The sequence below is a fragment of the Streptomyces canus genome, assembly GCF_001514145.1.
GTDB classification, from domain to species: domain Bacteria; phylum Actinomycetota; class Actinomycetes; order Streptomycetales; family Streptomycetaceae; genus Streptomyces; species Streptomyces canus.
On record NZ_KQ948683.1, the window covers coordinates 1 to 15,016 of the forward strand.

General features: G+C 69.8%; 9 protein-coding genes. All 9 read right to left on the reverse strand.

Features of this window, described 5'->3' with window-relative positions; all coding sequences use genetic code 11:
• Window positions 1-203: 203 nt before the first annotated feature.
• The gene (locus AQJ46_RS58900) at window positions 204-560 is read right to left on the reverse strand and encodes a hypothetical protein (RefSeq protein WP_318656748.1); all 357 of its coding nucleotides are present in this window, start codon (window positions 558-560) and stop codon (window positions 204-206) included.
• A gap of 220 nt (window positions 561-780) precedes the next feature.
• A complete protein-coding gene (locus AQJ46_RS58905; protein WP_318656749.1) occupies window positions 781-1,176 on the reverse strand; it encodes an aldo/keto reductase in 396 nt (131 codons plus the stop codon).
• Between the two features lie 7 nt (window positions 1,177-1,183).
• Window positions 1,184-2,170, reverse strand: coding sequence for a glycoside hydrolase family protein (locus AQJ46_RS47490; protein WP_059211572.1), 987 nt, complete (start codon window positions 2,168-2,170; stop codon window positions 1,184-1,186).
• Between the two features lie 39 nt (window positions 2,171-2,209).
• Window positions 2,210-3,193, reverse strand: a complete 984-nt coding sequence (locus AQJ46_RS47495; RefSeq protein ID WP_263972916.1) for a LacI family DNA-binding transcriptional regulator — start codon at window positions 3,191-3,193, stop codon at window positions 2,210-2,212.
• A 1,120-nt stretch (window positions 3,194-4,313) separates the two neighbouring features.
• The gene (locus AQJ46_RS47500) at window positions 4,314-6,752 is read right to left on the reverse strand and encodes an alpha-L-arabinofuranosidase C-terminal domain-containing protein (RefSeq protein WP_059211574.1); all 2,439 of its coding nucleotides are present in this window, start codon (window positions 6,750-6,752) and stop codon (window positions 4,314-4,316) included.
• A gap of 80 nt (window positions 6,753-6,832) precedes the next feature.
• Window positions 6,833-8,143 carry an alginate lyase family protein gene (locus tag AQJ46_RS47505; protein ID WP_079072790.1) on the reverse strand — a complete coding sequence of 437 codons (1,311 nt, stop codon included), beginning with the start codon at window positions 8,141-8,143 and terminating at the stop codon, window positions 6,833-6,835.
• 17 nt (window positions 8,144-8,160) lie between these two features.
• On the reverse strand, window positions 8,161-11,517 hold the full coding sequence (locus tag AQJ46_RS47510; protein WP_059211575.1) for an alginate lyase family protein: 3,357 nt from the start codon (window positions 11,515-11,517) through the stop codon (window positions 8,161-8,163).
• Entirely contained in the window at window positions 11,514-13,049 is a 1,536-nt protein-coding gene (locus AQJ46_RS47515) for a glycosyl hydrolase family 28 protein (protein ID WP_059211576.1), read from the reverse strand. The genes AQJ46_RS47510 and AQJ46_RS47515 overlap by 4 nt, the downstream gene beginning before the upstream one ends.
• Before the next feature lie 116 nt (window positions 13,050-13,165).
• Complete coding sequence (locus tag AQJ46_RS47520; protein WP_059211577.1) at window positions 13,166-14,683, reverse strand: alpha-N-arabinofuranosidase; 1,518 nt, start codon at window positions 14,681-14,683, stop codon at window positions 13,166-13,168.
• Window positions 14,684-15,016: the final 333 nt, after the last annotated feature.

Here is a 15,016-nt window from a genome sequence, read left to right on the forward strand (position 1 = left end):
GCTTGCGGGTTCCGGACCCGCGCTGACCGACACCGTGCTCCTGGACGGCGGCGGGCTGTCATCCAGGGCCCCACGGCTCGACGCGGAGGAGCTCGTGCCCCTGCTGGACCTCGGAAATGCGTCGCTTCTGGATGAGGGGGGTCCGGCGAACCGGTTCGGCCCATCTGAGGGGAAAAGAACCGCTTGCCGTGCGTATCGGTGGCTCAGCTGTAGAGGTTCTTCTGCCAGCGGTGCCTGGCCAGCAGCGCGAGTTCCTCAGCGGTCAGCGGCGGTGCGTCGGCGATCGCCGCGTCGCGTTCCACGTTCGTCAGGGACCGCATCCCGACGATGACCGTGGAGACCGCCTGGCCGGCGAGTGCGAACCGCAACGCGGTGGACGCCAGCTCATCGACGCCGAGGTCAAGGTCGGCGAGGAGCGTGTCCACCCGCTTCTCGACCTGGTCGGGCCGGTCCTCCCGGAAGTACCAGTTGCGCCAGTCGCCTTCGGGGAACGTGACCCCCGAGCGGATCAAGCCCGTCAAAGCGCCCTCGTCGAGTGCGACCCGTGCGATCACCCCCACGCCGTACTCCTCGCAGGCCTGGCAACAGCGCGTCGGACGGGGCCTGTTCGATGATGTTGTGGATCACCTGGACAGTGTCCAGCACCCCGGTCCGCAGCACCGTGAGCACGTTGTCTGGCCGGTGGTCCTTGACGGAGATCCCGAAGAGCCTGATCTTGCCCTCCTGTTTGAGGGCGTCCACCGTCTCCAGCAGGTCGCCGCGGCCGGTCCACTCGTCCTCCTAGGTGTGCAGCTGGAGCAGGTCGACGTGGTCGCGGCCCAGTTCGCGCAGACTGGTCTCAAGGCTCTCGCGCAGGTGCGAGCTCGGGAACGTCTCCATGACGTCGAGTCCGCTGGGCTCCAGCGGAACCGGGACCTTGGGCCGGGCCTTCGTCGCCACGTACACGCCTTCGCCGCCGCCCGGGAGTTCCTTGAGCGCACGGCCGACGACGCGCTCGCTGCGGTCGTACCCTCTGGCCGTGTCGATGAAGGTGACGCCCAGGTCGAGGGCGCGGTGCAGGGCACGGACTGCGGAGTCGTCGTCGGCGCCGACCCACGCCCCCTGCCCCAACCCCCAGGCCCCGTAACCGATTTCCGACACGGTCAGGTCGGTACGGCCGAGTTCTCGATAACGCATGTGATGTTCAGACTCCTTTGCTGTCGTCAGCGTCGGACGGAGGTGTGGCACCGGCCGTCCAGGACACAGGATTCAGATCGAGCCGGACGGGCTCGTCGCGGTCGCAGTGCAACGTGCCGTCGACGGCCCGCGCGGCGGCGACCTGGAGTGAGGAGCGGCGAGTGGCGTAGGTGTCGTCCTCCGCGGCGTCACCCACGCGCCCCGGGTGGGTGAAGTAGAAGACGTAGGCCGTCTCGCCCTGGACGACCACATCGGCGTGGAGGCCGATGGTCTCGTCGTCGGGGCGGCTGCCCGGCTTGTCGAGGATCAGGCCCTGGTGTTCCCAGGTGGTCAGGTCGTCGGAGCGCAGCACGCCCTGGCCGCGCCACTCGTCGACGAGCATCCAGTAGTGGCCCCCGAGTTCGAAGACGTTGGGGCCCTCATGCGGGCGATGGCCGACGGCGAGGCCGGTGGGGTGCCACTGGTACAGGTCGGGGCTGTCGGCGGCATAGGTGAGCGAGCCGCGGCGGCCGTCCTTGAACCACATGCGCCAGCCGCCGCCCGGCAGCGGGAACACGCAGGCGTCGATGACTCCGTCGGATCCGAGGTCCACAGGGCCGTGATGGGTCCAGTTCAGCAGGTCGGGGCTGGTGTAGTGGTGGATGGCGGCGGCGCCGTTCCAGTCGTCGCGGATGCCGCGGATGTAGCTGACGTACATGTGGTAAAGGCCGTCGTGCCAGATGATCTCCGGTGCCCAGAAGGTGTTGCGGCCCCACTCGGTCTCCAGGCCGGGCAGCGTGCCCCGGTAGGTCCAGGTGCGTCCGCCGTCCGCCGAGGCGGCGACGCCCAGGTCGGTGCCGTACACCCAGGAGACACCGGGGCCGGGGGCGGTGGTGCGGCGATTGGTGTAGACGAGCCACCATTCGCCCGTCTGGCGGTTGAAGACGGCGACGGGGTCGGCGGCTCCGTCGTGGATCGGGTCACGGAAGAGCGGGGCACGGGCCACGCGGTTCACGGGGGTCTCCCTTGTTCGTGCTCGTGCGGTGCGGCGGGTTCAGCCGCCCGTCGACTCCCGGACCACCAGCGAGAAATCGCCGACGAGGTCCCGGTGCCCCGTCGACGGCTGGATCTGCTCGATGCGCCTGGTGAGGAGGTCGACCGCGCGTTCGGCCATGCCGTCGTGGTCCGGGTCCACGGTGGAGAGGGAAGGGATGAAGAACTCGCTCTCCGAGACGTTGTCGAAGCCGATCACCTTGACCTGCTCAGGCACCTGGATCCCGGCGTCTGCCAGCCCCCGCAGCACACCCATGGCCAGGGAGTCGGTGATGCAGAACACCCCGTCGAAGTCGAGCCCGCTCCGAGCCATCACCCGGGCACGCTGCGCGCCCTCCCGCATGCCGAACCTGCCCACCTGCTGGATCAGGGTCGGGTCCGATGGCAGGCCCGCGGCCTCCAGTGCCTGCCGGTAGCCGGTGAGCCGGAGGCTGGAGGTGTCGACCTCCTCCACGGCCCCGCACAGGATCGCGATGCGCCGGCAGCCCCGCTCGACCAGGTGGCGGGTGGCCGCCCGGGCCGCTTCCAGGTTGGGCATGGCGACGTGATCCACGGGACCTCCGAAGATCCGGTCGCCGAGGACGACCACCGGGTGGTCCACCTTGAGACGCTCGGAATCGGCCTGGCTCATGCCGGCGGCGGTGAGGATGAGCCCGTCGTACTGGTGGTTGCGCGACAGGGACAGCGCGTCCAGCTCGTTCTCCCGGGAGGCGGTCTGCTCGATGCCCACCCGGAGATTGCGCCGCTCGGCGGCGGCGATGATGCCGGCGGCCAGCCGTCCGTAGTAGGGGCTGTTGACCTCGGGGACGGCGAGCCCGATGACCCCGGTGCGGCCCTTGCGCAGGTTGCGGGCGGCGAGGTTGACCCGGTAGTCGAGCCGGGCCATCGCCTCCAGGACCTTCTCGCGCGTCGACGGGCGGACGTTCGGATGGTCGTTGATGACGTTCGACACGGTCATCGGCGAGACTCCGGCCTCTTTCGCCACGTCCTGGATCGTTACCACGCTTGCCCCCGGTCTGCGGTGCTGAGATCCCCCGACTCCATTACACCTCGGTCTGGCTCTCCCCGAACGAGGGCCGAGGCCCGGGCCGGGCGAGGTGCGCCGGGCGGACTGAGATGGTGGACGGCCAAGCCGTGGGCAGGCAGGTCGGCGGTCAGAGTCGTGCGCAGTGCTCCTGCTGGGCTGTGCGTCCTCGGCACGACTGTGTGACACGCAGTGGTGCTCTCTGTGGTCCGCTCAGGTTTTTGTGGCACTTTCCCGTGGCTGTCCGTCCGTGAGGTGCAGGAACATGATCGTGCCCCGGGTAACGTCCGTGTCAATGCGAGGCCGGTGAGCGCAGCAATCGCGCTCCCGGTCTCCCTGAGAATCCGCCGCGTGCCCAGGAAAGCGACGCGGGGTCTCCGCCCCGCCCGGGTCCACACCGGAGCGGGCAGAGTTCGGCGGGGCGGATGCCCTAGCCTCCGAAGCGCCACGGGCGGCAGGTGCCGCACACGATGAGCACCCGCACCGCACCCGGTGGCGACGGCCCACGGTCCACCGGCGGGCGTCCACACCCAGCCCGGCACGACGGACCGCCTCCCGGCACCCGGGAAAACCCGGGATCGCCCAAGGAACCTCAGCCCATCAGCGTGGTTCAGGCCGTGGTCGCCGGAGTTCCACTCGTCTACGGAGTCGGTGCCGACGATCTCGTCGGCGGTCCAGCCGGTACCCGCCGCGGGCAGCCGGGCGGCCACGGCACGGTGCGGGATGCCGCGCATGATGTGCGGGCCGAACCGCAGCCGGAGTCGGTGCACACTGGCGGCCGGCGCCGCGATTCCCGCGCCGCCCGCCGCCGAGGGAAACTCGTGCGGCGCGGGTGGCCGACGGCCGTGGCCGTTGAGGACCGGCGGAGAGTCAGGGTTGTAGCTGTGGGCACGGGCGGTCGGCTCGTACGACCGGGTTTCCCCGACGACGGTGCCCCAGCCGTGGGCCGACAGGTGCTCGTGCAGGAATACCACGTTGCCGAGGACCTCTTCGTCGGTGACGGTGGTGCCATGGCAGTCCCTTCTGTTCCAGCCCGTCGGTGGACGCAGGCGCAGCTCGGGGATCGGGCGTGCGGGTGCGGTCACGGTCGGTCGCTTCCGATACGGGTGCGCAGGACGGTGAAGGAGTGCGGCGCCACGGCGCAGTCCGGCCCGGTCAGCCGGTCGTGGGCCGGGGTGGCCGGGGCAGGGCCGAAACGGCTGTCGGCGTCCGGGGAGACGGTGAGGGTGGTGCGCGCGTAGCCGGTGTCGCCCTCGGCGCCGGACAGTCGGACGCGGACCGTGGCGGCTTCCGGCGTGGTGTTCGCGATCTTGACGATCACCTCGCCGGTGGCGCTGTCGCGGACGGCCGAGACGGCGAAGACCTCGGGCTGGGGCCGGACGTCCTCGACGTCGTGGACCAGTTCGCCGTCGCGGTAGCACCGGATGCGCCGGCCGTCGACCTCGACCCGCAGGTCGTACCAGTGGCCGCTCTCGACCGGCTCGGCCCGGCGTTCGCTGAGTTCGTCCGGTACGCCGTCGTCCACGCGCTGCAGCCACGTCGAACGGTTCTCCCAGCCGCCGAGCGTCCAGTGGCACCAGTTTCCCGGCGATGTTCCGGCGAAGCCCAGGACGAAGCCCTCGGCACCGTCCGTCTTCCGGGCCCGTACGGACAGGACGTACGACGGTCCTTTCACCCCGTCCGGCAGCAGCAGCCTGGCATCCGTTCCGGTCGCGGTCTGCCGGACACCGCCCTCACCGTACGGCTCCCATGTGCCGGACTCGGCCTGCCAGCCGCCGAAGTCCGGGGCTCGCTCGGGCTCACCATTCAAGGGGCCGAGGAACACGTCCGTGAACTCCGCGCGTGTGTCGGTGCCGGTTCCGATGTGGACCGTGTGCCGTGGGGTCTGCGGAGCGGACGGCTCTTGGGGTGCGCGGGTGACCGTGACGGGCAGTGCGGTGTCGCCCGAGTTCACCGAGTGCATCTGCTGGACGTGGTAGTTGAGGGTGGGCCAGACGTTCGTGTTGTCGAAGTAGATCAGGTCGGGCAGCCACTGGGTGTGGTCGCGCTTGGCAAGCAGCGGGGCGTAGGAGGCCAGGCGCACCACGTCGCCGTTGCGTTCCATGGCGATCATGTAGGCCGCTTCGGCGATCGCGCTGAGGCCGTGGTTGCGCCAGCTGCCATACTCGCCGATGTAGAGGTGGGGGCCGCCCCGGTCCATCGTCTCGAAGCGGCGGGTGTTCTCCAGGAGCCAGCGGGGCGATTTGTAGGAGTGCTCGTCGACGACGGGAACGTTCCGCTCGCGGGCGAAGGCCCAGCCGTTCTCCCAGTCCTCGCCGAAGGTGGACGGGCCGAGGGTGCCAATGACCGTGATCTCGGGGTGGTGCTCGCGCAAGGCGTCGTGGATGCGGGAGAAGCGGTCGCGGAAGGTGTCGGTGATGGTGTCCTCGTTGCCCACGCCCAGGTACTCCAGGCCGAACGGTTCGGGGTGCCCGGCGGCGGCACGCACGGCTCCCCAGGGTGAGTCGGCGGGGCCGTTGGCCCACTCCACCAGGGCCAGCACCTCCGCGATATAGGAGTCCATGTCCTCGTCGGGTATGCCCGCCTGGCCGGTCACGTCGCTGTTCTGGCAGCAGACCCCGGCCGGCACGACGGGCAGCGGCTTGGCGCCGATGTCCTCGCAGAACTGGAAGTACTCGTAGTAGCCGAGGCCCATCGACTGGTGGTAGTGCCAGATGTTGAACTGCTGGCGGCGCTCGTGCAGCGGGCCGACGGTCTCGGACCAGCGGTACATGTTGCCGAGCCCCTGACCGTGGGCTAGACAACCGCCCGGGAAGCGCAGGAACTTGGGCTTCAGGTCGGCGATCGCCTGCGCCAGGTCGGCACGCAGACCGCCCGGCCGGTTCCGGAAGGTGGCCTGCGGGAAGAGCGAGACCATGTCCAGGTGGACGGTCCCGGTCCCGGTCGCGGTGAGGGTGAATCGGGCGTCCGGGTCGGTGGCCTCGCAGGTGATGACCGCCGCGTGCCGCTGCCAGGACCCATCCACGGGTCCCAGCTCCACCCGGCCGTGCACCCGGCTGCCGTCCCGGCTCTCGATCTGCGCCACCAGCCGGACCACGGTGCCGTGGGCCAGGCGGGCGAAGGCGCTCACGTCGTAGGTCTCGCCCGCCCGGACGGGGATACCGTCGAAGCCCTCGTTGCGCAGGCCCGCCCCGAGGCCCGCCGTACCGGTGGTGGCCGTGTGCAGGACCGCGTAGTGCGGGTTGACCGCGTGCAGTGGGTCGTCGGTGGAGACCGTGAGCCATCCGGCGGCGCCGTCCCGCTCCAGCAGGTCCCACGCGGTGAGGGCGTGCCAGTCCGGGTGGTCGGCGGGGCCGTACTCGAAGGACCTGTTCTGCACCAGCTCGGCGTACAGCCCGCCGTCCGCCGCGTAGTTGAGGTCCTCGAAGAACGCGCCGAACAGGTCGGGCGAGATGGCGGTGCCCGGGGCCCGAGTGTCCACCTCAACGACCGTCTCGACAGGGGGGTTGGCGTCGGGCACGGAGATACTCCTGCGTGGGTGTGGCGTTGCGTGAACGGTGTGACGGGCGGCCCCGCGGGGGAGCGCGGGGCCGCCCGGGACTACTTGGCGTACATCAGCGTGCCGAAGCCGAGCTGGTCGTAGCCAGTGCTTTCGGAGCCGTAGTCGCCGCCTCCGCCCTCGGTCCCGACGAGGTCGTAGTACATGGACGAGATGTACTTGTCGTCCAGATACAGGCGCCGGTTGTAGTGGAAGTGAAGCTGTGCCCACACCGGGCGGATTTGACCGCGGCTGGCGTCACCGATCACCGTCTGGGATGCGGTGGCGCAGCTCTGTCCGGTGCCCCAGGTGTAGGTGGTGAAGGGGACGTCCTGGCCGATGTTGTACTTGGCGACGTACTGCGCGGCCTTCATGAACCTCCGGCCGTCGTAGCCGTACAGGTCCTCGCCCTGGTTCCAGGCCATCTCGCAGATGGCGCCCATCTGGCCCATGCCCATGACGGTGTGTCCCTGGTCGCGGCCGGACTCCTGCCACTGCCCGAGGGCGTAGCCGTCGCTGTCCGTGTACAGGTACGGCACGGCGTGGGCGATGGCGCCGTTGCCCGCGCCGGACTTGAAGTAGGTGACGGCCTGGTCGTACTTGGCGCTGTCCTCGTTGAGGATGCCGATGGCCAGGACCGAGGCGATGTTGCACAGGTCCCAGTTGGCCCAGTAGTTGGTGATGCAGGCGCCGTTGTGGTTGGTCAGGAAGTCGTTGTTGAGGGGGTAGAAGACGCGTTCCATCATCTCCTGGGCCGCGGCGAGGTCGAATCCGGCGTAGTCGCGCATCAGCTCGCAGGCGTTGGCGAACTGCCAGCCGTAGATGCCGGCGGCGAGGAACCGGTCGGCGTTGCCGGTGACCTCGGTCAGCGTGGTCGACCACGCGTTGAGGATGCCGGCGGCGCAGACGGCGTTCGCCTCGGTGCCTTTGACCTTCCAGCGCAGCGCGTTCTGGTAGGCGGCTGCGATGTCGTTGTAGAGCAGGCTGTAGTTCTGTCCGGTGCCGCCGCGGATGATGGTGGCGGTGGCCCGGTTGGTCCAGGTGGACTGGGAGTGGGAGTTGGCGGTCAGCTTGTTCCAGCCGGACAGCCAGGGGTCGATGCCGGCGGCGACCCGGACCTTGGCCCGGTTGATGTCGCCGGCGTTGTGCAGCATGCCGGGGTGCGCCCAGACGGACGGTGCGGCGGCAAGGGCCAGGTTGCGGGCACCGTGCCGCTTGCCGGCGGCGTCGGCCGAGCCCACGGAGGCGGCCCCGAGTGCGCCGGCGAGAGCGGCTCCGCCGGCGGCGCGCAGGATGCCTCGGCGGCTCAGCAGCTCGCCGCGGAGGGGTTGCGGTGTGTTTTGGTCGAGTGGGGGGAGATCGTTGCGGCTCATGGGATGTGCATCTCCAATCAAGCGGGCCCCGACCGGCTCTGGCCGGGGGTGATGCTGACTTGATCGAACTGCGTGGTGCCGAGGGTCAGCGGGCTGCGGGAGCAGACCACGAAACCCACGTAGTAGGGGGCGTCACCGAAGCCGGGGATGTCTCCCGCGGCGAGGGGGGTCCAGGTGACGCCGTCATCGGTGGAGGCGTAGGCGGTGAAGGCGGTCCCGGTGCGCTTCAGCCGCAGCAGGCAGGGGGTGGTGACCGCACCGTTGCCCGTGAAGGCCGATCGTCCGGCCACCGTGGTGCGGAGCATGAGCTGTGCGGTGGTGCCGCCGGTGACGATCGCCCCGGCCGCCTGGTCGAACGGCGACAGGGACTTGGCCATCAGCAGGCCCACCCGGTCGGCGGTGGCGCCGGTGCGGGAGACCAGGCGGGCGGTGACCTCGCAGTCGCCGGTGACGGGCCGGCGTACGAACTGGCCTGTCATTCCCTGGTTGTTGACGGTCAGGTCCACCCCGGCACCGCGCACGGTGAAGGTCCCGTCGGCGCACGACGTGCTGCCGGGGGTACGGATCGCGACCACGCCCAGCGTCCCGAAGGCGCGCTCGTCGAGGACCACGTCACCGAGGTCGCCGTACGTCCAGGGGGACGGCGGGGGTGTGCCGACGGTGAGGGTGAGGGTTCCGGTGCCGTCGCCGGCCGCGTTGCCCGCGGTGGTCCCGACGATGAACTCGCCGGTCTCGTTGGGGGTTCCGGAGATCAGGCCGGTGCGCTTGTCGATGCGCAGGCCGTCGGGGAGGCCGTCCGCGGTGAAGCGTACGGGTTCGTGTGAGGCGCGCAGGAAGTGCCGGAACGGAACGCCCTTGTTGGCGAACGCCATTGCGGCAGAGATGAGTTGGGGCGTGGAGGGCGCTGGCATGGAGGCCGCCGCCGACTCCGAGAGCGGGCCGCGTCCGCCGGCGTTCGTCTTCGCGACGACGTAGTGGTACGCCGTTGCGGGCGTGCCGGTGGCGTCCGCGTGCCGGATGCGGGTGCCGAAGCCGACGGGGCCGATGCCGGTCGCGATGGTGTGGTAAGGGCCGTCGGCGTCGGTGGCGCGCAGCACCTTGTAGCGGGCGGAGAGGTCCGGGTCGGTCCAGGCCAGCTCGACGGCGTCCGCACCGGCGGTCGCCGTGAGGCCGATGGCGGCACCGGCGGGGCGGGGCACGGACCACACCTCTCCCGACTCCGAGGTCACGGTGACGTTGTCGAAGGCACCGGTGCCGGTCTCGGCGTAGGCCTCGTCGACGCCGAGGCACGAGGTCAGGACCAGCCCCGCGCACGCGGTGTGCCCCAACCCGACCTCGGTGGTGCCGACTTCGGTCCAGCGGATGCCGTCCGGGGAGATCGCGCCGGTGCAGCGGCGGCCCTTGCGGGTGACGCGGACCCAGTACGGCGTACGCAGCCGGTAGCCGTCGCCCGCGCCCTCGACGTACGGGGCCTCCAGCGGGGTCGCCGACTCCGGCAGGGTGCCGAGACTGGAGATCGGGAAGGACGCGTTCACCGTGATCGCGTCCTGCTGGGAGGGCGGCACGGGGGTGCTGCCGGTCGCGGAGACGTCAGCGCCGGCTGAGGGGCGTACGGTCCACACGCCGCTCCAGGTGTGCAGCGGCAGTCCCTGGATCAGCATCGAGGCATGGGCGGCGTCCGCGTCGAGGCCCGCCCGGACGGTGACGCCGATCTTGGAGTACTGCGAGCTGAGCGGCCACACGATCCGCGCGGTGACCGTGCCGTCCCCGCGCAGCGGGAGATGGACGAGGCGGTGGGTGTCGGCGGTGCCGGACGCCTCCAGGACGAACCGCTCGCCGTCGAAGGCCGCGGAGCCGGGGATCTCCACCTCGCCGACGTCCCGGGTGGCCCAGGGCTCGGGGAGACCGGCGGTGGCGGCCGCGAGGCTCGAAGTGGCGCTGGTGCCCAGGGAGTTGGTGGCGGTGACGGTGTAGTAGTAGGTACGCCCGGACCGTACGCCGTCGTCCGCGTACGACGTCCCGTCGACCGCCGACGCGATCTCCTCGTACTCCCCTTCGGGTCTGGCCGCCCGGCGGACGGTGTACGTCGTCGCCCCCACGGACGGCAGCCACGCCACGGTGACCGACGTGCCGGCGCCGACCGCGGTGACGCCGGACGGTGCCGTCGGCACGGCCGGATCCGGCGCCTTCGTGCCGGCGTAGGCGAAGGTCCCCCAGCCGGGCAGGTCGTCGTTGCCGCCCTCGACGACCCGCGTGCCGCCGGTGCCGCGGAAGACGGCCGCCCTGGTGTACGGGGTGTCGAGGCCGCGCACTCCCGCGTAGTGAGCGTAGTACATCTCGTAGATCGGCGGCAGATTGCCGCGGACCTTCTCCGAGACGGTCGTCTTGATGTACTTGCCGGTGCGGTCGAGGTCGGGGGCAAAGGAGACGTCGCCGCCGAGGTTGTAGCGGGCGGCGTACTCGGCGTTCGCGAGGATGCGGTGGTCGTCGAAGGCCCACAGGTCCACGCCCTGGTTCCAGGCGACCTGCGCGGCGTCGCCCATCAGGCCGACGGCGAGCTGCTCGTGGGCCTGGTCACGGCCGGACTCCTGGCCCTGGCCGCCGGCAGTGACGACACGGCCCCGGACGCTGCCGTTGCCGGCGCCGGCCGCGGCGAACCGCAGCGCGTCCTCGAAGAGAGTGCGCTCCTCGCAGAACACGCCGATGGCGAGGATGGACTGAAGAGCCGTCAGGTCCCAGTTGCCGTTGGCGTAGAGCATGTACCCGGAGACGGCCGGATACCAGACGTCCAGGAAGGACCGCTCGCAGCGCGCGATGTCCGCGGCCGCCCAGCCGTCATAACCGCTGTGCCTCAGCAGTTCGGCCGCGTTGACGAACTTGAAGGCCTGCAGGCCCGCGCCGAGCGGCCCGTCCGCACCGGTGATCATGGTGAGGGAGGCCGACCAGGCGCTCAGGATGTCGCGGGCCTTGTCCGCGTGGGCGCGCTCGCCGGTGACACACCACATCAGCGCGTTCTGGTAGGCGGCGGCCGCGTCGGCGGGGGCCTGGTTCTGGAAGTTGGCGGGACCGCGGCCCCAGGAGGTGATCTGCCCGGTGTTCTGGACGGCGTACGTCGACTTCGAGCGGGCGTGGGCGGCGAGGGCGAGGTAGCCGTCGTAGACCGGCGACTCCTTTGCGGCCACCGCGGCCTGCATGCGGGCCAGGTCGTCGGCGGTGTGCAGGAGGCCGGGGTGGGCGAAGCCGCCGGCTCCGGCGTCGATCTGTGCGGCCGCCCGGGCGGCGCCGGGCACGAGCAGTCCGCTCGCGCCCGCCGCCAGCAACAGGGCCGCCGTGCCGCCGAGGAAACCCCGGCGGCTGGTGGCGGGAAGGCTCATGACGCGGCGGCCGCCTCGGCCTGGGCGGTGGTCAGGAACTTCATGTTGGTCACGTGCTCGTTGGCGTGCCACTGCACCATGTCGGTGGTGTAGTACCAGGTGGGCTTGCGCATCGTGTCGGCGATGACCAGGCCGTTGACCACCAGGTTCTCGAAGGTGACGTTCTTGATGGCGTGGTCGGCGTCGTAGCCGAGGAACAGCGACGGGTGGGCGTGGGTGCCCGTGTAGGTGAGGTTCTTGATGTAGACGTCCTCGATGCCGCGGCCGACCGAGGTGTTGTACTTCTTGTTGTACATGATCCTGAAGTTGAGGAGCTGGCCCCAGCGGAAGTCCTCGACCCGTACGTCCTCGATGCGGATGTTCTTGATCAGGTTGGAGTCGCCGGCGTTGAGGGCGATGCAGCCCTGGTAGTTCATCTGGGGCTCGCGGTGGTCGACGATGTCGACGTTCTTGATGACGATGTTCTCGATCATCTCCGGGTTGTCACTGTTGCCGTGCGTGCCGATGTTGACCGGGTGCGCGACGTCCGCCCACAGGGTGGCGTTCTCGATGGTGACGTTGCGGGTGTCGCCGTACCACTCGCCGCGGTGGGCGTAGATGGAGTGGCAGTCGTCGGAGCTGCGGACGAAGCAGCCGTTGTAGGTGATGTTCTTGGAGCTGTAGAGGGGGAGGCCGTCACCCCACTGTCCCCACGTGAACACGCGGACCTTCTTGACCAGGCCGCCATCGGCCTCCCAGCAGCCCAGGCCGTTGCCGAGCAGGATGACGTCCTCGACGCGGATGTTCTTGCTGCGTTCGAGCTGGACGCCGCCGATGTTGCCTCTCGGCCGCAGCACGCCGCGGCCGCGGAGGGATGCCTTCTCGGCTCCCCTGAAGTTGATCTGCCCGGTGACGACGGCGCCGCCCGCCAGGTAGACGGTCTTGCCGCTGGGGACGAGAAGGATGTCGCCGGGGATCGAGTGCGTACCGGGGCCGAAGTAGATGACGTCCGGGTCGTCCGCGGCCGGCACGTTGTGTTCGACGCGGTTGGTGATGACGTGCAGGCAGTCGAAGATCTCGTCGTTGATCTGGACGACGACGTCCTTCGGCTCGTCGAGGGTGAACCGCACGGTGTCACCGAGGAGTTCGGGCTTGATGCCGTGCGAGTCCGGACGCACCCGGGCCTTGGTGGTGCCACCCTTGAGGTAGGTGACCTCCAGCTCCACGGTGTCCTGGAAGTCGAAGTACACCAGCGACGAACCCCAGACCTTGCCGGAGCCGGTGGTGGCGTTGATCTCCTTGACACCATGCTCGTAGCAGGCGAGCGTCTGCCACTCGCCGTCGGGGGCGGTGCGCACCCGCACCTTGAAGGTTCCTCTGGTGCCCACGCCGGTCGGTATCGGGTAGGTGACCAGCTTCGGCTTGGGGGCGGTGTCGCCGTCCGCCGTGCCGTCGGCGTGGGCCGCCGTCGCGGTCAGGGAGGACAGTCCGGCGGCAAGGGCGGCGGCTCCCGCGGCCTGGAGGGTTCTGCGGCGGGTCAGGTCCGTGCTCATGTGCGGCTCCTTGTCAGGATGAAATATGGCTGGGAACGGGTTTCTTGAGGCCGGGGCCGACGGCCGGCAGCGGTGCGCGGCCGGCCCGGCCCAGGTGGATCACAGCGCTGGGTAGGTCAGCCCAGCGGCGCCCGGACGGTGACGAACGAGTGGGGCGGCAATGTCAGGGTGAGCCCCTGCTCGGTCACCTTCAGGTCGTCGAAGGGGCGCGGGCTGACCGCCTCCGGTGTGCCAGGAGTGTTGTGGTCCTGGAGGCGGCCGGCGGTCAGGATGCGGGCGGTCGGCTCGCCTGTGGTGCGGCCGCGCAGGTCGAGGGTCACCTCGACGGGCTCTTCGGCGTCGAGGTTGGACAGCGAGATCAGCACCGCCCCGTCCTTGACGCTGGCGGAGGCGGACAGGGTCTCCAGCTCCGTGTCCCCGACCGTGCGGCGGGTGTCGTCGCCGCCCAGGTGCACGGCGAGCGAGGTGGCGTCCTGGTGGCCCTTGTTCATCTCGAAGACGTGATACGTCGGGGTCAGGACCAGCGCATCGCCGTCGGTGAGGATCATCGCCTGCAGGACGTTGACGGTCTGGGCGATGTTCGCCATGTACAGGCGCGCGGCGTGCTTGTGGAAGATGTCGAAGTGCGTGGAGGCGACAAGCGCGTCGCGCAGGGAGTTCTGCTGGAACAGGAAGCCCGGGTTGGTGCCCGGCTCGACGTCCCACCATGTGCCCCACTCGTCCAGGACCAGGCCGACCGTACGCCCCCGGTCGTAGATGTCCATGACCGTGGAGTGGCCGGTGAGGATGGTGTCGATCTTCCGGGCCGCGACCATGGTCCGGTAGTAGTCGGCAGTGTCGAAGTCGGTGGCACTGCCCTTCGCCTCCCACGGGCCGGCGATCGTGTAGTAGTGCACGGACAGGCCCTGGAAGAAGTTCTTCGGGGTGGCCTCGCAGCCGAAGCAGCTGATCTGCTGCATCAGCGTCTCGGTCCACTTGTAGTCGTCGTTGGAAGCGCCGGACGCGATGCGGTAGAGCTTGTTGTCGCCATGGTCACGGCAGTACGTCGCGTACTGCCGGGCCAGGTCGGCGGAGTACTCGGCGCGCATGTTGCCGCCACAGCCCCAGGTCTCGTTGCCGATACCCCAGAACCTCACGCGCCACGGCTCGTCACGGCCGTTGGCCCGGCGCAGCCTGGCCATCGGACTGTCGCCGTCGCGGGTGAGGTACTCGACCCACTCACTCATCTCCTGCACGGTGCCGGAGCCGACGTTGCCGCTGACGTAGGGCTCGGTGTCCAGGAGTTCACACAGGGCCATGAACTCGTGGGTGCCGAAGTGATTGTTCTCCTCAACGTCGCCCCAGTGCGTGTTGACCATCCGGGGGCGCTGGCCGCGGGGGCCGATGCCGTCCTTCCAGTGATACTCGTCGGCGAAACAGCCCCCCGGCCAGCGCAGATTGGGGATGTTCAGGGCGCGCAGAGCCTCGACGACATCGAGCCGGATGCCTCCTTCGTTGGGGATCGGCGAGTCCTCCCCCACCCAGAACCCGCCGTAGATGCAGCGGCCGAGATGCTCGGCGAAGTGGCCGTAGAGATGGCGGCTGATCGTCGGGCCCTCGATGTCGAGGTTGATGACCGCGGTGGCGTTGGGCACGGAGGTACTCCTGCAAGGGATGTGGCGGAGTGTGAGCGGGCGTGGGGCGCGGTGCGCAGCCGGAGGTGGCGCGGGGTCCCCACCCGTGGTGGCTTCGTCGGAGGCGTCACGAATGCTTAACAACCGGTTTCTTGTAGCGATACAAGAAGCTGCCATCGCGCCGCCTCAGGAGTCAAGAGGGTTGCACCAAGCTCTCGCTCGGCGGGCACGCCCGCGGTCGGACCCATGGAATACGGGGCGTTCCAACCTCTTGACACTGCCTTGGAGCCGGTCCTAGCGTTCGCCGAGCAATTACAACCGGTTTCTACCCGTGGGCGTTTCGGGGCGTCACGC